We start from the raw sequence: 18,137 nt of genomic DNA on the forward strand, positions 1-18,137 counted from the left end.
AGATGCCCAACTGTGATCTGTGCGCATGCACCTCCTACGCCTTCGGCATATCCCTCTTCACACGGCTGTATCAGGCATGTCAAGGTGATCGACGGTAACGGCCGGAAGTTCGTCCGGAAAGCACCGAAGCCGACCTGATGCAAGATCAAGTCGGCTTCTGGAAACAGGTTTTGGTTGTCAGCGCCCCGGGTATCCGGGCCACGGCTGCTGCGGCTGCCCGGTCCAGCCCTGCGCGGGCTGCTGCGTGCCGTAGCCGTAACCCGGCCCCTGCTGCGCAGGGTACGGCGGAGGCGGCACCGGCGGGTACGGGCCGGTCGGCGGGCGTCCCGCCTCCCGGTCGAAGAACGGGCGCGCGTGCGCCCGCATCCACAGCGCCACCGGGTCGTACTCGTCCGCCATCGCCACCGTGGACACCGCCAGCCCCTCCGGGGCCACCGCGATCGCCCGCTGCATCAGCGCCCGCACCGCCTCCACCGCCGGCGGCGAACTCTCGTACAGCTCCAGTCCGATCGCCAGGTACGGCTCCCCCACGGCCGGCTGCACCCAGGCCCGGCGCAGCGCCCGCACCGCGCGCACCTCACCGGCCTGCCGCTCCAGCAGCGCGAAGAACGGCTGGGCGTTCAGCTGCGGCTCACTCAGCTTCAACGGCCCGGCCGGCAGCCGCTCCAGGCCCGCGGCGATCCGCCGCAGGTCCGCCCAGGGCACCCCGACCCCGCCGCCGGGCGCGTGCGGGTTGAGCCACAGCCCCCAGCGGGTCCGGTACAGCGAAGCGGCGATCTCCCGCCCGGAGATGACCTCGTGGGCCCGCGCCCAGCCGGACGACGCCAGCTGCTCGGACGAGGTGACGGCCGGCGCGTAGCCGTGGCCGCTGATCTCCATGTTCCCGTACTGGGCGTCCGCGCTGCCCGGCGTGCCGTGCCACAGCAGCATCCAGACCTGGCCGTCGGCCAGTGCGTGCAGCAGTTGCTCGTACGCCTCGTAGCGCTCCGGCGCGACCTCGCGCAGGGTGCGCTCCAGCGCGCCCGGATCCGCTCCGGGGCGCCCGGCGGGCGCCTGGCCCCAGGGCCCCGGTGCACCGCCCGCTACCGCTCCCGCACTCATGCGCCCACCTCGCCGCGCCTCTTTCCTCAAGCCTGCCGGCCCGTCGGCCGTCTGCACGCACCCTATGGCGCGGCACCGGCCACCGCCACGGCGACGTGCCTCCGATACGAACCCCGCTCAACCCCGCGCGTAGAAAGGGAGTACCCGGGTGAGCAGCCACTCGACCACCGGGTCATCGGCGAGATCGAGCAGTACGAGGTGGACGCCCCCCGGCAGCGGCGCGGTTCCCAACGCGCGGCCGAGCGCCTCGTTCACCGCGCCCGGGTCGGCCGGGGCCGCCTGGTCCAGCTGGACGCCCACGAACATCACGGTCGGCTCGCCCTCGATGCTGGCGAGCGCCCGCCGCGCGGACAACACTCCGGGCAGGGCGGACAGTTCGGCCCGGCAGGCGGCCAGGAAGTGCTCCGGGTCCTCCCCCGGCACCGGCTCGCGCAGCGCCACCCGGCCACCGGTCGGCGCCTCCGGTCCCTGGCCCTGACTCTGGTTCTGCTCCTGGATCCGGCCCTGCTCCTGGTCGGCCAGGCGCTCCTCGCGCGGGCCGCGCCGAAGCTCCGCCACACCCTGCGGCGGCACCGGGATGCCCACCGCCGCCTCCGGGTTGACCGCGATGCCCACGCCCAGCGGCAGCCCGCGGGCGAACTCCCAGACCGGCGCCACCGCGAAGGCCATCCCCGGCGCCTGCCGCAGGAACACCTCCTGCGAGGAGAACACCGGCACGTACGGCTCGCCGGCCAGCTCGATGGTCGGCAGGTCCAGCGCGGGCCCCTGCGGGTCGCCGCCGGCCGGCAGCGGGATCCACACCTGGCTGCGGGCCAGCACCTCGACCACCCGCGGCGTCGCACCCGGGTCGCCCAGCGCGGCGGTCAGCACCTGCTCCAGCTCGTTGGCCGGCCACCCGCCGCCCGGCGGCGCCGACTCCGGCCCGCCCCACCCCTGCTGCTGCTCCACCGGGTACCCCATGCGCGCCTGATCCGCCCTCTGCCGGTCGGCCGCCCTCTGCTGCGCCGACGCGCAGCAGTCTAGGGCTGTGCCCGAGGTGGCGGGGTGTGACCGGGTCCCCTCTCCCGTCGTCGGCGCGGACGTGCCATGATGTGCGCGTTCGACGGCGCGGCGCGCCGGCGGACCGACAACTCCATACCGGCCGCTCGAACCCGCGCGGGAGAGCCCGGAGTGCCCCGTCAGGCGGCACAGCCGGCGCCGAAGGAGCAACTCCTCCCCGGAATCTCTCAGGCCCCCCTACCGCACGGGTTAGGCACATCTGGAAAGTGGCGCACGGCCCTGTCGCGCGCCCACCCACGGTGCAAGCCACCATGCTGTCCTGGATGCTGGAAACAGCTGCGGGCAGGTGGGCGGTGAAGCTCTCAGGTTCGACGACAGATGGGGAGACCCACGCCGCCGCATGCCCGCGCGCAGGGTCGGCCCCCCAGCGGGTCCGGTTCCGGCGCGTGCACCCATGAGTGCCCAGACCGAGGAGTTCCAGGCCATGTCGTCCCTCCGCCTCACCGCGCTCGACGCGCTGCACCGCGCCCTCGGCGCGACCATGACCGACTTCGCCGGCTGGGACATGCCGCTGCGCTACGGCAGCGAGCGCGAGGAACACCTCGCCGTCCGCACCCGGGCCGGGCTGTTCGACCTCTCCCACATGGGCGAGATCACCGTCACCGGCCCGCAGGCCGGCGAGATGCTGGACCACGCGCTGGTCGGCTTCGTCTCCGCGCTGGGCGTGCTGCGCGCCCGCTACACCATGATCTGCGCCGAGGACGGCGGCATCCTGGACGACCTGATCGTCTACCGCCTGCGCGAGGACGCCTTCCTGGTCGTCGCCAACGCCTCCAACGCCCAGCTGGTGCTGGACGAGCTGATCGCCCGCGCCAAGGGCTTCGACGCCGTCGTCACGGACGACCGCGACACCTACGCGCTGATCGCCGTCCAGGGCCCGGAGGCCACCGCGATCCTGGCCGGGACCACCGACGCCGACCTGCCCGGCCTGAAGTACTACGCGATCCTCCCGGCCCAGGTCGCCGGCCGCGACGTGCTGCTCGCCCGGACCGGCTACACCGGCGAGGACGGCTTCGAGATCTTCTGCAACCCGGGCGACGCCGAGGGCGTCTGGCAGGCGCTGACCACCGCCGGCGAGGGCCGCGGCCTGGTCCCGTGCGGCCTGTCCTGCCGCGACACGCTGCGCCTGGAGGCCGGCATGCCGCTGTACGGGCACGAGCTCTCCACCGACCTGACCCCGTTCGACGCGGGCCTGGGCCGGGTCGTGCGCTTCGACAAGACCACCAACGAGGGCACCTTCGTCGGCCGCAAGGCGCTGGAGAGGGCCGCCGCCGAGGCCGAGGCCAACCCGCCGCGGGTGCTGGTCGGCCTGGTCTCCGAGGGCAAGCGCGTCCCGCGCGCCGAGTACACCGTGGTCTCCGCCGACGGCGCCCCGATCGGCCGGATCACCTCGGGCGCCCCGTCGCCGACCCTGGGCCGGCCGATCGCGATCGCCTACGTGGACGCGGCCCACGCCGCCCCCGGCACCGCCGTCGCGGTGGACGTGCGCGGCAAGCACGAGCCGGTCGAGGTCGTGGCGCTGCCGTTCTACAAGCGCGCCCGCTGAGGCCGGGGGCCTCGCTCGCCGAGGCCCCGCCTTCCCCGTAGACCCGGGCCTGAACCACGCCCGACCCAGGCTTGAGCCACGCCTGATCCAGGTCCGACCCAGGTCCGATCCCATGCCTGAACCATGCCTGAACCACGCCTGATCCGCGTCGAAGCCGTCCGTGCGGCGGCCCGCTTCGTCGTACCCGCTTCCCATCCTGGAGAATGACGCCATGAGCAACCCCCAGCACCTGCAGTACACCAAGGAGCACGAGTGGCTGACCGCCATCGAGGGCGGTGTCTCCACGGTCGGCATCACCGCCCACGCGGCCGACGCGCTCGGTGACATCGTCTACGTGCAGCTGCCCGAGGTCGGCGCCGACGTGACCGCGGGCGAGTCCTGTGGCGAGCTGGAGTCGACCAAGTCGGTCAGCGACCTGTTCTCCCCGGTGACCGGGAAGATCGTCGAGATCAACCAGGACGTCCTGGACGACAACAGCCTGGTCAACAGCGCCCCGTTCGAGGGCGGCTGGCTGTTCAAGGTCCAGGTGGAGTCCACCGACGAGCTGCTCAGCGCGGACGAGTACACCGCCTTCATCGGCGGCTGACCCGCTCGTGACGGGGCGGCCGCAGCGCGGCGGCCGCCCTGCCAGGCTCCCCCCTCTCTGCTCCCGTCTCTCTCCTCCCGGGAAGACCACACCATGACGGTTCTGAACCAGTCCCTGCACTCCCTCGACCCGGAGATCGCCGCCGCGGTCGACGCCGAGCTGCACCGCCAGCAGACCACCCTGGAGATGATCGCCTCCGAGAACTTCGCCCCGGTGGCGGTCATGGAGGCCCAGGGCTCGGTACTCACCAACAAGTACGCCGAGGGCTACCCCGGCCGCCGCTACTACGGCGGCTGCGAGCACGTCGACGTGGTCGAGCAGATCGCGATCGACCGCATCAAGGCCCTGTTCGGCGCCGAGCACGCCAACGTCCAGCCGCACTCGGGCGCGCAGGCCAACGCCGCCGCGATGTTCGCGCTGATCAAGCCGGGCGACACCATCCTGGGCCTGAACCTGGCCCACGGCGGTCACCTGACCCACGGCATGAAGATCAACTTCTCCGGCAAGCTCTACAACGTGGTCGCGTACCACGTGGACGAGAAGACCGGCCAGGTCGACATGGCCGAGGTCGAGCGCCTGGCCAAGGAGCACCAGCCGAAGCTGATCATCGCCGGCTGGTCCGCCTACCCGCGCCAGCTGGACTTCGCCGCGTTCCGCCGGGTCGCCGACGAGGTCGGCGCGCTGCTGATGGTGGACATGGCGCACTTCGCCGGCCTGGTCGCCGCCGGCCTGCACCCCAACCCGGTGCCGTACGCGGACGTGGTCACCACCACCACCCACAAGACCCTGGGCGGCCCGCGCGGCGGTGTCATCCTGTCCAAGGCCGAGTACGCCAAGAAGATCAACTCCGCGGTGTTCCCCGGCCAGCAGGGCGGCCCGCTGGAGCACGTGATCGCCGGCAAGGCCGTTGCCTTCAAGGTCGCCGCGTCCGAGGAGTTCAAGGAGCGCCAGCAGCGCACCCTGGAGGGCGCCAAGATCCTCGCCGAGCGCCTGCTCCAGGCCGACGTCGCCGAGGCCGGCGCCTCGGTGCTGTCCGGCGGCACCGACGTGCACCTGGTCCTGGTCGACCTGCGCAACAGCCAGCTCGACGGCCAGCAGGCCGAGGACCGCCTGCACGAGGTCGGCATCACGGTCAACCGCAACGCCGTCCCGAACGACCCTCGGCCGCCGATGGTCACCTCCGGCCTGCGCATCGGCACCCCCGCGCTCGCCACCCGCGGCTTCCAGGCCGAGGACTTCCGCGAGGTCGCCGACATCATCGCCGAGGCGCTCAAGCCCGCCTTCGACGAGGACGCCGCCACCGCGCTCAAGGCCCGCGTCACCGCGCTGGCCGAGAAGTACCCGCTCTACCCGAACCTCTGATCACTGCGGTGATCGTTCGGGCGGGGTGACCGGCCTCACCCCGCCGCGGCACCTGGGATCCCGGGGCACCGCGCACACTGGACAGTGCGCGCGGTGCCCCGACCCGTGTCGTCCCCCGCCCGCCAGTCCTTCCACGAGACCAGACAAGGACGTCCCCCGTGGCCATCAGCGTCTTCGACCTCTTCTCCATCGGCATCGGCCCGTCGAGTTCCCACACCGTCGGCCCGATGCGCGCCGCCCGGATGTTCGCCCGACGCCTGCGGTCCGAGGACCTGCTCGCCCAGGTGGCGAGCGTGCGCGCCGAGCTGTACGGCTCGCTGGGCGCCACCGGCCACGGCCACGGCACCCCGAAGGCCGTCCTGCTCGGCCTGGAGGACAACTCCCCCCGCACGGTCGACGTCGACCAGGCGGACAAGGACGTCGAGCGGATCACCACCGAGAAGCGGCTCAACCTCCTCGGCACCCACCCCATCGACTTCGACCCGGGCACCCAGCTGGTCCTGCACCGCCGCCGCTCGCTGCCGTACCACGCCAACGGCATGACCATCTGGGCGTACGCGGCGGACGGCTCCACGCTGCTGGAGAAGACCTACTACTCGGTCGGCGGCGGCTTCGTCGTCGACGAGGACGCCATCGGCGCGGACCGGGTCAAGCCCGACGACACCTCGCTGCGCTACCCCTTCCGCACCGGCGAGGAGCTGCTGCGGCTCACCCGGGAGACCGGGCTGTCGATCTCCGGCCTGATGCTGGAGAACGAGAAGGCCTGGCGCTCCGAGGAGGAGATCCGGACCGGGCTGCTGGAGATCTGGCAGGTCATGCAGGAGTGCGTGCGGGCCGGCATGTCCCGCGAGGGCATCCTGCCCGGTGGCCTCAAGGTCCGCCGCCGCGCCGCCGCGGCCGCCCGCGCGATGCGCGCCGAGGGCATCGGCCCGGCCAACGCAATGGAGTGGGTGACCCTCTACGCGATGGCGGTCAACGAGGAGAACGCCTCCGGCCGCCGGGTGGTCACCGCTCCGACCAACGGCGCGGCCGGGATCATCCCCGCCGTCCTGCACTACTACCTGAACTTCATCCCGGGCGCCGACGAGGACGGCATCGTCCGCTTCCTCCTCGCGGCCGGCGCCATCGGCATGCTCTTCAAGGAGAACGCCTCCATCTCCGGCGCCGAGGTCGGCTGCCAGGGGGAGGTCGGATCCGCCTGCTCGATGGCCGCCGGCGGCCTCGCCGAGGTCCTCGGCGGCACCCCCGAACAGGTCGAGAACGCCGCCGAGATCGGCATCGAGCACAACCTCGGCCTCACCTGCGACCCGGTCGGCGGGCTCGTCCAGATCCCCTGCATCGAGCGCAACGGCATGGCCTCCGTCAAGGCCGTCACCGCCGCCCGGATGGCCCTGCGCGGCGACGGCCGGCACCACGTCTCGCTCGACAAGGCGATCAAGACGATGAAGGAGACCGGCGCCGATATGAAGATCAAGTACAAGGAGACCTCGCGCGGCGGCCTCGCCGTCAACGTCATCGAGTGCTGATCACACCCGCTGTCACCTGAGCCCCCGGACCCGTCCGGGGGCTCTCGGCGTTCCGGAGCGCCCTGGGCGGCGGGGCCACCGCCGGCCCCACCCCGGCCCCGCTTCCCGGCGCCACCCGACGCGCCCGCTCAGGCCGCTCGGGCCACTCAGGCCGCGAACGGGCGGACTCGCCGGGCGTCGCGCAACGCCTCAGCCCACCAGGCGAGTTGGTCGAGCATGGTCTTGGCGGCGACGTCGGCGGCCGGGTCGAGCGGCTGGCCGTCGGCGCCGAAGCACTGGGCGGCGCCGTGGAAGCTGACCGTGTTGCGAATCGTCATGGCGTTCAACTCGGCCAGCACCACTCGCAGTTGCTCGACAGCGCGCAGACCGCCGGAGAGGCCGCCGTAGGAGACGAAGCCGACCGGCTTGCCGTGCCACTGGCTGTTGTGCCAGTCGATGGCGTTCTTCAGCGGGGCCGGGAAGCTGTGGTTGTACTCGGGCGTGACGACCACGAAGGCGTCGGCGGCCTCCAGGCGGGGCGTGACGGCGGCGAGCAACTCGGCGGCGCCCGGCTCCAGTTCACCACCGAAGGACGGGAAGGTGGTCGGCAGCGGGGTCTCGACCAGATCGATCAGGTCGGCGGTCATGTCGCCGCGCGCGCCGAGGTGGCCGAGCAGCCAGTCGGCGACGACGGGCGCGAACCGGCCGCTCCGGGTGCTGCCGACGACGACCGCGACCTTCAGGCTCTTCTCCGAAACGTCCTTGGCCATGGACATCCCCCTCCGGGACGATGTGTACAACGTATCTGCCGGATACAACGTACACATCGGCGCGTACGCCGTCTACTTCCGATACGTCGTACACTCCGGTGGTACGGTGAGAGGACCCCAGCCGGAAGGAGCCCGCCGTCATGCCCGCCCAGCAGGCCCCCGCCGGGGACGACGACCAGACCAAGCCCCAGGCCTCACTCTGGGAGCGCCTCGCCCGCCCAGCCCCCGCGCCGCGCACCACCCTCACCCCGCAGCGGATCGCCGAGGCCGCGATCGCGATCGCCGACGCCGAAGGCCTCGACGCCGTCACCATGCGCCGGCTCGCCACCACCCTCGGCGTCGCCCCGATGGCCGCCTACCGGTACGTCTCCGGCAAGGACGAACTCATCGACCTGATGGTCGACTTCGTCTACGGCGAACTCCCCCGGGGCACCCCCGCCACCGGCTGGCGCGACACCATGCACACCCTGGCGCTCCACCTGCGCGCCATGAACCTGGCCCACCCGTGGATCGTCCGCGCCGGCGCCGTCCCCCTCACCCCCAACCAGCTCGCCATCCCCGAACGCGCCTTCGCCGCCCTCGCCGACCACGGCCTGGACGCCGACACCACCATGGCGGTCTTCCGCACCGTCACCGGCTACGTCCACGGCTCCGTCGCCGCCGAGCTCGCCCTGCGCACCCTCCAGCGCGAGCACGGCTGGTCCGACGGCGACGAGACCCGCGCCGGCCTCGCCCCCCGAATGTCCTTCCTGATGGACACCGGCCGCTACCCCACCTACCAGCGCTACCTCCACGAGGCCACCCGCAAGGACGACCCCACCTGGCAGTTCGAAACCGGCCTCGACTGCGTCCTCACCGGCATCGCCACCCACCTCGGCATCTGAGCACGACCCGGCCCTCAGGTGGGTGGGGGAAATTATGTAGACCGGCCTACCTCTTCAGCGCTCCCCCACCCACCTCCCGCGCAGGTCAGCGACGGCGGGTGCCCACGGGCACGGTGAGGACGGCGAGGCCCGCGGCCAGGATGGCGAGGCCGCACCAGGAGACGGCGGGGAGGCGTTCGCCGAGGACGGCGACGCCGAGGAGGGCGGCGACGGCTGGTTCGGCGAGGGTGAGGGTGGTGGCGGTCTGGGCGGAGGTGCGGCGCAGGCCGTGGCCGAAGAGGCGGTAGGCGAGGAAGGTGGTGATCACGGCGAGGTGGAGCACCACCGCCGCACCGCGCGGCGAGGCGAGCCACCGCAGGTCGCCGAGGAACAGCACCGGCAGGACGAGCAGCGCGGCCGCGCCGAACATCGCCCCCATCACCCCGGCGGACGGGTGCCCGCGCGAGATGAGCTTCCCGCCGATGAGCGAGTACACGGCGTACGAGAGGCCGGAGAGTGCGGCCAGCGCCACCCCCACGGTGTCCACCGCCGCGCCGCCGCCGGTGAGTTCGGGGCCCAACACCAGGACGGCACAGCCGACGACCGCCGTCACCGTGGCACAGGCCCACCGGCCGCTCGGCCGCCCCTGCCGGGTGAGCCAGCCGAGCAGGCCGGCGAAGACGGGGGCACTGCCCAGTGCGATCACGGTGGCCACCGCCACCCCGGCGCGGGTCACCGCCGGATAGAAGGTGACCGGGTAGCCGACCACCGCGACGGCGCCGACGGCGAGTTGCCACCGCTCCCGGCGGCCGCAGGCCCGGGGCAGCGCGCGGGCGCTGCGGGTGGAGAGGAAGAGGAGGAGGCCGCCGAGGACCAGCGCGGCGGCGCCGATGCCCGCCGAAGGGGCGCCGTCGGGTGCGAGGGAGCTGGCCGTCCCGGTGGTGCCCCACAGCAGTGCGGCGACCAGGATCGGGACCGGCCCGCCGAGCGGGCTGGTGCGGCGGGCGGCGGGGGTGGTGGTGGCCCGGGTGGGCGCGGGCGTGGAGGTGCGGTTCGGCACAGTCGTGAACTTCCGTCGTCGAAGACCGTCAGGGGAGCTGGTTTCGCAACGGGCACACACGGCAGCCTCCTGGCGGCCGGAGAGGGCCGCAGCAGGGAGCGCGGGGGTCAAGCCACCGGCGTGTGTGCCCGATCAGGCGCAGAGCGGTGGCAGCACGACGTGCCAGTACAGGTTCACGGGCCTGATGCTACCCGGCAGTTCCGGCGGGGTGGGGTTCACGGAGGAATTAGCGGCCGGGCGACGAAGCACCGGAGGCTCGACGGCGAGGATGGTGAATATTCACAGGCGACAGCGTGAACCTATGCAAAATCCAAAGGTGAACTAGGTTACAAACCTTTCAATCCAAGCCGCCTGGTTTGCCCACATGCTGAGATCCGTGCGATAGTCGAAGCAGCCCAACGGCGGGCGGCACAGCACGCCGGCCTGGGCGTGGAGACTTCGGCTGGCCCGACCTGGCACGGCCGACGCCCATCGCGCGGCACGCACCCCCTTGGCCGGCGCGATGACTTGCAGGGGCCCCCATCCGCCGGACCACGGCGACTTCGGGGGCCCTGCGCGTTTTCCCGGGAACACCCTGAACACCCGGACGGCCGCAAAAGACCCGGACGGCCGCGAAGGACCCGGGAGACCCGGAAGGGTCAGTGCCGCTCGCGGACCTTCAGTTCGAACCAGACGCCCTTGCCGCGCGGCAGCAGGTCGGCACCCCAGCGGTCGGCCAGGTCGTCGATGACCCGCAGGCCCCGCCCCCGCTCGGTCACCGGCTTCGGCTCCGCGAGGATCATGCAGGGCAGCGCCCGGGAGGAGTCGCGGACCTCGACGCGGAGCCAGCCCGGCTTGCGGATCACCTGGAGCCCGATAGTGCGTCCGGCGGCATGCCGGACGGCGTTGGAGACCAGTTCACTGGTGAGTAACTCACCGGCCTCCAGGTGCTGATGGAGGTCCCAGGACTCCAGGACCGACAGCACCAGTCGGCGGGCCACCGGGCCGGTCTCCGGCCGGGACGGCAGTCGTACCTCGTTCGGCACGGACTGATCGCTCAGCCTGCCGCAATACATCTCCTCCAGTTCCTCCGAGCTGAGCCGCTCCAGCGCCGCCAGCGCGCCCTGGACATCGATCCACGACGCCTCGGCGACCAATCCGGCCCCGGGAACTGATGACTGATCTGTTTCGCCCCAACCCGCCATGCGGTCCATCATTGCGGAACGCAAGCGGCCGCGTACGGACAATGAGCAAACGATCTCCTCCGAGTCGGCATATGCCGCGTGCAAGGAGACCCCGGGGAGAGTGCCAGGCGGGGGCCCGGAGGGAGCCGGAAGAGGGTGGGGAGCAGGCAACCCGGGCCGCGTCCGCGTCAATCCCGGGTTGCCACGGAACCGCCCCGACCAGGGCGGCTACCGGTCGGCCTACCAGGCGCTCCAGGGCACGTTCCAGCCACTCAGGCCGTTCGCCGGGTCGAGGGTCTCCTTCTTGGTGGAGTTCTTCACGACCACCACGTCGCCGACGATCGAGCCGGCGTAGAACTTGCCCATCGAGGTGGATTCGCCGCCGCCCTCGACGTCCTTGAGGGCGACACAGCCGTGGCTGACGTTGTCCTCGCCGATGAGCTTGCTCCAGTAATTGCCGTGCAGGTAGGTGCCGCTGTCGGTGAGCCGCATCGAGTGCGGCACCTGGAGGTCGTACGGGGAGCCGCTCATGCCGGGGAGGGTGCTGGACTGCATCCGCACCACGCCCTCCTTGGACATGACGACCATCGTGCCGTTCCAGGTCGGGTGTTCGGGCGAGCCGGAGGTGATGTCGATGTCCGACGGTTTGCCGTCCAGTTCGACGGTCATCCTGTGCGCGGCGGCGTCAACCGTCGAAATCTGAGACCGCCCGATCGTGAAGGGCTCGTCCCGGTCGGTGCCGTACACCCCAGGGGCGATCTCGACGCTCTTGAGGCGGTAGTGCACCGTCACCTTGGTGCCGGACTTCCAGTACTGCTCGGGGCGGAAGTCCAGTCGGCGGTTGCCGAACCAGTGGCCCTTGACCACGGTGCCGTTGTCGGTCTCGAAGGTGATGCCCTTCGCGACGACGTCCTTGTTCTTGACGTCCTTGCTGAAGTTCACCGAGACGATCATGCCGACGCCGTACGTCGCGTCGTTGTCCACGTTGTCGGCGGCCTTGGCGAGGGCCGTCGGCGTCAGCGTGGTGAAGTTGCTGTCCGCGCTGGCGACCACGCCGTTGGCGTCCGCGGCCAGCGCGCTGACCTGGTAGGCGCTGCCCACGGCGAGGCCGGCCGACGGGGTCCAGCTGGAGCCGTCGGCGGCGATGGTGCCGGGCACCTCCGCGCCCGTCTTGTCGCTGACCTTGACGGTGGTGAGCTTGCCGCCGGTCGCGCCGACCTTGAGCGCGTCGGGCGCGACGTCCACCGTGCCGGGCTTGGGCTCGATGTTCACCACGGCCTGCGACACCTTCGGCGCCGCGCTGCTCGCCGCCGCGGCGCCCGGGGAGGCCGTTCCGGCGGCCGCGCCGGCCCCCAGGTCCGCCTTGGCCGCGCTCCCGCCCCCGCTACCGCCGCTCCCGCCGCCGCACGCGGCCGTCAGCCCCATCGCGCCGCCCACCAGACCGACGGCCACCACTCTGCGTATCGACCTCAACGTCGATCCCTCCCTCAGAAACCCCACGAACCGAACCCCACGAACCGCAACCCGCAACCCGCAACCCGCGAACCGAAGCCCGCGGGCCGAAACCCCACGACCCGAAACCCCGCACAACTCCCGTGCACACGACGGACCCGACCACTACACGCGCCGGCCCCCGGAAAGGTTGCGCCATTCGGGGCCCGGTGCGCTGCGAAAACGCGAACGGCCCGACCCCAACGGGTGAGGATCGGGCCGCTCTTCTGCACCGCGCCGACGAACCGGGACTATCCGGTCAATCAGCGGGCAGGATCTACCAGTTCGCCCAGGCGACGTTCCAGCCGCCCAGCCCGTTGGAGGGCGCGACGGTCTTCTCCTTGCTGTTCACGACCTTGACCACGTCGCCGACCATCGAGTCGTTGAAGAACTTGCCCGCGACGGAGGTGTCGCTGCCGCCCTTCTCGTCCACCATCGCGACGCAGCCGTGGCTGGCGTTGGTCCTGCCGAACGGGTTGGTCGCGTTGGACCAGTAGTTGCCGTGCACGAAGGTGCCGGAGGTGGTCAGCCGCATCGCGTGCGGCACGTCCTGGATGTCGTACTCGCCGCCGAGGCCGACGGTCTGCGAGTTCATCCGGGTGACCTTCTCCTTGGACATGATCACCATGATCCCGCTCCAGGACGGCGTCGCCTCCGCGCCCATGGTGACCGGCACGGTGGTGCTCTTGCCGCCCCGCTCGATCGTCATCTGGTGCGCCTTGGCGTCGGCGGTGGCGATCTGGGAGCGGCCGATGGTGAACGGCTCGTCCTTGTCCACGTCGCCGTAGATGCCCGGGGCGACCTCGACGCTCTTCAGCCGGTACTTGATGGTGACCTTGGTGTCCGGCTTCCAGTACTCGGCCGGGCGGAAGTCCAGCCGGTTGTCGCCGAACCAGTGGCCCTTCACCTCGGTGCCGTTGTTCGTCTCGAAGGTGATGCCCTTGAGGACGGCGTCCTTGTTCTTGACGGTCTTGCTGAAGTTCACCGAGACGATCATGCCGACGCCGTAGGTGGCGCCGTCGCTGATGTTGTCGTTGGTGGAGACCTTCTTGTCCGGCGTCAGCGTGGTGAACGTCGTGGTGGACGCGGCCACCAGGCCGTCGGCGTCCTTGGCCTGCGCGTTCACCTTGTACGCCATGCCGACGGTGAGCGCGGCGGCGGGCTTCCAGCCGATGCCGTCCGGGGTGATCGCCCCGTCGACCGGCTTGCCGTTCTTGTCGGTCACCTCGACCGTGGTGAGCTTGCCGTTCGAGACGGACACCTGCAACGCGTTGCTCGGTGCGACGTCCTGGGCGCCGTCCTTCGGCTCGACGGCCAGCACCGCGGCGGAGGTCTTCGGCTCGGCCGACGCGCCCGCCGGGGCCGCCGTCCCGCCCGCACCCGCCGTCGCCGCGGGCGCCGCGTTGTCACCCCCGCCGCCCGTTCCGCCCTTGTCGTCGCCGCAGGCTGCGGTGAGCAGCAGCACCCCGCCCATGACCAACGCCATCGCACCCCTGCGCCCGTAACGGCTGGTGGTACGTATCGCGGCGTCGGCCGTCTTCCCCGTCTTCACGGTTTCTCCCCTCCCGGTATCCACTCTCTTGACGCGTTGAGTGCCCCCATGAGTTGCACCGGGCGCCGATCTTTCGCGCCGGACCAGGGCGCGCCGGAGCAGGATAGCCGGGCCGTCCGAGCGGCTCCCGGGGGGAGGTGGGTGGATCGGGGGTGAATCGGCGGTGAAGATCGACTACTGCGCGACGGGGCTTGCGGAGGGACCGACGGCGGGACCGGCGGTCGGCCCACCGGCGGGACCGGCCGACGGCCCGGCAACCGGCCCGAGGGCGCTGCCCGCCACCCACTGCTCCCACGGCACGTTCCAGCCGTTGAGGCCGTTCTGCGGCGGCACGAAGTCCCCCGCGGAGGCCTTCACCTCCAGCACGTCCCCCGGGATGGTGTGCTCGAACAGCCAGCCCGCCGGGGAGTCCTTGCTCGCACCGCCCTTGGCGTCGGCCAGGCCGATGCAGCCGTGGCTGGTGTTGGCCGCGCCGAACACCCCGGGGTCCGCCCAGTAGTTGCCGTGCACGAAGGTGCCGGAGTTGGTCAGCCGCATCGCGTGCGGCACGTCCTTGATGTCGTACTCGTCGCCCATCCCGACGGTCTGCGAGTTCATCCGGGTCACCTTGTACTTCTCCGACACCACCATGACGCCCCGGTAGGTGGAGTGGTCACGGCTGCCGCCGGACACCTTGAGCACCCGCACCACCTTGCCGCCCTGCCCGGCCCGGACGGTCAGGGTGTGCGCGTCCAGGTCGACGGTGGAGACCTGGGCCCGGCCGACGGTGAAGTGCAGGTCCTTGGCCTGGGTGCCGAACTCGCCCGGCGCGCCCTGCACGTCCTTCAGCCGCAGCGCCACCGTCACCTTGGTGCCGGCCGCCCAGTACTGCTGCGGGCGGACGTCCAGCCGCTGGTTGCCGAACCAGTGCGCGGCCACCGGGACGGGCGGGTCGGCGCTCACCTGGACGGCCTTCTCCACCGCCGCCCGGTCGGTGATCGGCCGGCTGAAGCGCAGCGACACCGGCATGCCGACGCCGACGGTGGAGCCGTCCTCCGGGGTGAAGAAGGCGACGAAGGTGTGCGCCCGGGCCATCGTGGAGAACGCCGAGTGCTGGGCCGCCCGTTGGCCCTGGTCGTCCTCGGCGACGGCGTCCAGGGTGTACGCGGTGCCCAGCGGCAGCGGGCCGTCGGGTGTCCAGGCGGCGCCGTCCGGGGCGATCGTGCCGGGGACCTCGGTGCCCTTGGCGTCGGCCAGCCGGACGGTGACCAGCCGGCCCTGCGCCGCCGTCACCCGGACCGGGCCCTCCGGCAGCACGTCCTGGGCGCCGTCGGCGGGCAGCGCCGTGACGACCGCCCGGGACGGCGGCGGGGGCGGGGTGTGCGCCCCGGGCCCGGCGGCGTCCTGCGCGGGGGCCGCCGGGGGGCCGCCGCACCCCGTCAGGACGGCGAGGCCCCAGGCCACCGCCGCCGCCCGCCGCGCCCACACCCGTCCTCGGCGCCGCATTCCGGGGCCTCCCACTGTCCACGTCCGGTACCGGGAAGATCCGGTACCGGGAGCCTCCGCTACCGGGGACGCCCGACGCCGGGAACTCCCGATGTCAGGAACTCCCGGTGCCAGGAACGTCCGGTAGCGGGAACGCCCGATACCGGGAACAACGAGGGCAATCGCGGCGGGGACACGCGCAGCCGCGCGAAATCCCCCCATCCATCGGCCGCCATCCGCCGGTAAGCCCCCGTTCAGCCGCTTCCGATCTGCGCAATCCGGGAAAGAGGAAGTGCACGGGGTCCGGGACACCCCGTCCAGGGAGGGTGCGGCCATGGTGTCAGGGCAGGAGCTGGAAGCCGGAGTGCGGCCGCCCGGCGGGGACACCGCCGAGCCACCGTGGCCCGGCAGCTGGCAGCCGCTCGGCGCCCGCTTCCGGACCGACCAACAGGGCCGCCAGGGCACCAACTTCGCGCTCTGGGCGGCCGGCGCCGAGGCGGTCGACCTCTGCCTGTTCGACGAGGACGGCCGGGAGGGCCGGCACCGCCTCACCGAGCAGGACTTCCAGACCTGGCACGGCTTCCTGCCCGGCGTCCGCCCCGGCACCCGGTACGGCTTCCGCGTGCACGGCCGGTGGGACCCGTGGACCGGCGCCCGCTGGAACCCGGCGAAGCTGCTGCTCGACCCGTACGCCCGTGCCGTGGACGGCTGTTACACCAGCCACGACGCGGTCTGCGCCGCCGTCCGCAACTGGCCGGAGGCGGACGTCGCCGACACCGTCCGGGACAACCGCGACTCGGCCCGCTACGTGCCCAGATCCGTGGTCGTCCACGATGACGACGACTGGTACGACGACCACCGCCCGAAGACCCCGTGGGCCGAGACGGTGCTCTACGAACTGCACGTGCGCGGCTTCACCATGCGCCACCCCGACATCCCGCCGGAGCTCCGCGGCACCTACGCGGGCCTGGCCCACCCGGCCGCCGTCGCCCACCTGACCCGCCTCGGCGTGACCGCCGTCGAACTGCTGCCGGTGCACCAGTACGCCAGCGAGGACCACCTCCAGTCACGAGGCCTGGTCAACTACTGGGGCTACAACACGATCGGCTACTTCGCCCCGCACGCCGGCTACTCGGCGGCCGGCTCGCGCGGCGGCCAGGTCGGCGAGTTCAAGCGGATGGTCCGCGCCCTGCACGCCGCCGGGATCGAGGTGATCCTCGACGTGGTGTTCAACCACACCGCGGAGGGCGCCGAACTCGGCCCGATGCTCTCGCTGCGCGGCATCGACAACACCGCCTACTACCGCCCGGCCCCGCACCGCCCGCGCGGTTACGCCGACTTCACCGGCTGCGGCAACACCCTGGACACCCGCCGCCCGCAGGTGGTCCGGCTGGTCACCGACTCGCTGCGGTACTGGGTCACCGAGATGGGCGTGGACGGCTTCCGCTTCGACCTCGCCGCCGCCCTCGCCCGCGGCACCGACGGGGTGGACATGGACCACCCCTTCCTCGCCGCCGTCTCCCAGGATCCGCTGCTCAGCCGGGTGAAGCTGATCGCCGAGCCCTGGGACGTCGGCCCGGGCGGCTACCAGGTCGGCGGCTTCCCGCCGCTGTGGGCCGAGTGGAACGACAAGTACCGGGACACCGTGCGGGACTTCTGGCGCGGCGCCCGCCCGGACGTGCGCGAGCTGGGCTACCGGCTGTCCGGCTCCTCCGACCTCTACCAGCGCGGCGGCCGCCGCCCGTACGCCTCCGTCAACTACGTGACCGCGCACGACGGTTTCACGCTGCGCGACCTGGTCAGCTACGACCGCAAGCACAACGAGGCCAACGGCGAGGCCAACCGGGACGGCACCGACGACAACCGGTCCTGGAACCACGGCGTCGAGGGCGAGACCACCGACCCGGAGGTCAACGCCCTGCGGCTGCGCCAACTGCGCAACCTGCTGGCCACGCTGCTGCTCTCCACCGGCGTCCCGATGCTCACCGCCGGGGACGAGCTGGGCCGCACCCAGGGCGGCAACAACAACGCCTACTGCCAGGACAACGAACTCGGCTGGCTGGACTGGTCGCTCCTGGCGGATCCCCGCTGGCGCGGGCTGTGCGAGCTGACCGCCCGGCTGATCCGGCTGCGCCGGGCCCACCCGGTGCTGCGGCAGCGGGCGTTCTTCTCCGGCCGGGCCGCCGCCCCGGGCGGCCAGCCGGACCTCGCCTGGTTCACGCCGCTGGGCAAGGAGATGACCGAGGCCGACTGGTTCGCCCCGACCGCCTGCCTGGGCATGCTGCTGTCCGGCACCGCGATGTCCGAACGGGACGAGGCCGGGCGGCCGACGCTGGACGACAGCTTCCTGCTGCTGCTCAACGCCGGCCACGAACCGGTGCTGTTCACCCTCCCCGGCGAGCCCTGGGCCGCACCGGAGGAGGCGTACGAGACGGTGGTCGACACCGCCGTCGAGGGCGGCGGCGAGCCCTGTCCGCAGGGCGCGACGCTGCTGGCCGGGCGCTCGCTGCGGCTGCTGCGCGCGCCCGCCGCCACGACCTGAGCGGTGTCGGCCGCACGTGCGGCGCACTCCGGCCCCTGCGGCCGGCCCCACGCGCCCCGCTTTTCACCCGCGC

14 protein-coding genes and 1 riboswitch are annotated in these 18,137 nt (G+C 72.2%); of the genes, 6 read left to right on the forward strand and 8 right to left on the reverse strand.

Features of this window, described 5'->3' with window-relative positions; all coding sequences use genetic code 11:
• Window positions 1–177: 177 nt before the first annotated feature.
• Both ACFWPT_RS24935 and ACFWPT_RS24940 read right to left on the reverse strand, forming a co-directional pair.
• A complete protein-coding gene (locus tag ACFWPT_RS24935; protein ID WP_079135614.1) occupies window positions 178–1,101 on the reverse strand; it encodes an enhanced serine sensitivity protein SseB C-terminal domain-containing protein in 924 nt (307 codons plus the stop codon).
• Window positions 1,102–1,218: 117 nt separating this feature from the next.
• The gene (locus tag ACFWPT_RS24940; RefSeq protein WP_063347745.1) at window positions 1,219–2,061 is read right to left on the reverse strand and encodes an enhanced serine sensitivity protein SseB C-terminal domain-containing protein; all 843 of its coding nucleotides are present in this window, start codon (window positions 2,059–2,061) and stop codon (window positions 1,219–1,221) included.
• A gap of 186 nt (window positions 2,062–2,247) precedes the next feature.
• A riboswitch (glycine riboswitch) is annotated at window positions 2,248–2,353 on the forward strand.
• A gap of 231 nt (window positions 2,354–2,584) precedes the next feature.
• On the opposite strand from ACFWPT_RS24940, the gene gcvT reads away from it, so the two are divergent.
• The 4 genes from gcvT to ACFWPT_RS24960 all read left to right on the forward strand — a co-directional run bounded on the left by gcvT (window position 2,585) and on the right by ACFWPT_RS24960 (window position 7,180).
• Window positions 2,585–3,706 (forward strand): glycine cleavage system aminomethyltransferase GcvT, encoded by a 1,122-nt coding sequence (gcvT, locus tag ACFWPT_RS24945; RefSeq protein ID WP_380484398.1) that lies wholly within the window; start codon window positions 2,585–2,587, stop codon window positions 3,704–3,706.
• Window positions 3,707–3,917: 211 nt separating this feature from the next.
• Window positions 3,918–4,292, forward strand: a complete 375-nt coding sequence (gcvH, locus tag ACFWPT_RS24950; RefSeq protein WP_063347747.1) for a glycine cleavage system protein GcvH — start codon at window positions 3,918–3,920, stop codon at window positions 4,290–4,292.
• Between the two features lie 93 nt (window positions 4,293–4,385).
• Window positions 4,386–5,654 carry a serine hydroxymethyltransferase gene (gene glyA / locus ACFWPT_RS24955; RefSeq protein ID WP_063347748.1) on the forward strand — a complete coding sequence of 423 codons (1,269 nt, stop codon included), beginning with the start codon at window positions 4,386–4,388 and terminating at the stop codon, window positions 5,652–5,654.
• Between the two features lie 158 nt (window positions 5,655–5,812).
• Complete coding sequence (locus tag ACFWPT_RS24960; protein WP_380336663.1) at window positions 5,813–7,180, forward strand: L-serine ammonia-lyase; 1,368 nt, start codon at window positions 5,813–5,815, stop codon at window positions 7,178–7,180.
• A gap of 146 nt (window positions 7,181–7,326) precedes the next feature.
• On the opposite strand, the gene ACFWPT_RS24965 is transcribed toward ACFWPT_RS24960, so the two are convergent.
• Window positions 7,327–7,929, reverse strand: coding sequence for an NADPH-dependent FMN reductase (locus tag ACFWPT_RS24965; protein ID WP_380336666.1), 603 nt, complete (start codon window positions 7,927–7,929; stop codon window positions 7,327–7,329).
• Window positions 7,930–8,069: 140 nt separating this feature from the next.
• On the opposite strand from ACFWPT_RS24965, the gene ACFWPT_RS24970 reads away from it, so the two are divergent.
• Window positions 8,070–8,813: a TetR/AcrR family transcriptional regulator gene (locus tag ACFWPT_RS24970; RefSeq protein WP_380484367.1), complete on the forward strand. Its 744-nt coding sequence runs from the start codon at window positions 8,070–8,072 to the stop codon at window positions 8,811–8,813.
• 85 nt (window positions 8,814–8,898) lie between these two features.
• Here the strand turns inward: ACFWPT_RS24970 and ACFWPT_RS24975 are convergent, their stop codons facing one another.
• The 5 genes from ACFWPT_RS24975 to ACFWPT_RS24995 all read right to left on the reverse strand — a co-directional run bounded on the left by ACFWPT_RS24975 (window position 8,899) and on the right by ACFWPT_RS24995 (window position 15,543).
• Window positions 8,899–9,852, reverse strand: a complete 954-nt coding sequence (locus ACFWPT_RS24975) for a DMT family transporter (protein WP_380484369.1) — start codon at window positions 9,850–9,852, stop codon at window positions 8,899–8,901.
• A 638-nt stretch (window positions 9,853–10,490) separates the two neighbouring features.
• The gene (locus ACFWPT_RS24980) at window positions 10,491–11,036 is read right to left on the reverse strand and encodes an ATP-binding protein (RefSeq protein ID WP_079135615.1); all 546 of its coding nucleotides are present in this window, start codon (window positions 11,034–11,036) and stop codon (window positions 10,491–10,493) included.
• Window positions 11,037–11,255: 219 nt separating this feature from the next.
• Entirely contained in the window at window positions 11,256–12,488 is a 1,233-nt protein-coding gene (locus ACFWPT_RS24985) for an Ig-like domain-containing protein (RefSeq protein WP_380484371.1), read from the reverse strand.
• A gap of 295 nt (window positions 12,489–12,783) precedes the next feature.
• A complete protein-coding gene (locus tag ACFWPT_RS24990; RefSeq protein WP_380484373.1) occupies window positions 12,784–14,058 on the reverse strand; it encodes an Ig-like domain-containing protein in 1,275 nt (424 codons plus the stop codon).
• 174 nt (window positions 14,059–14,232) lie between these two features.
• Entirely contained in the window at window positions 14,233–15,543 is a 1,311-nt protein-coding gene (locus ACFWPT_RS24995; RefSeq protein ID WP_380379090.1) for an Ig-like domain-containing protein, read from the reverse strand.
• A gap of 313 nt (window positions 15,544–15,856) precedes the next feature.
• Between ACFWPT_RS24995 and glgX the strand changes: the two genes are divergently transcribed.
• Window positions 15,857–18,064 (forward strand): glycogen debranching protein GlgX, encoded by a 2,208-nt coding sequence (gene glgX, locus ACFWPT_RS25000; RefSeq protein WP_380484375.1) that lies wholly within the window; start codon window positions 15,857–15,859, stop codon window positions 18,062–18,064.
• Window positions 18,065–18,137: the final 73 nt, after the last annotated feature.

This window comes from Kitasatospora sp. NPDC058478 (assembly GCF_042720345.1).
Lineage (GTDB): Bacteria > Actinomycetota > Actinomycetes > Streptomycetales > Streptomycetaceae > Kitasatospora.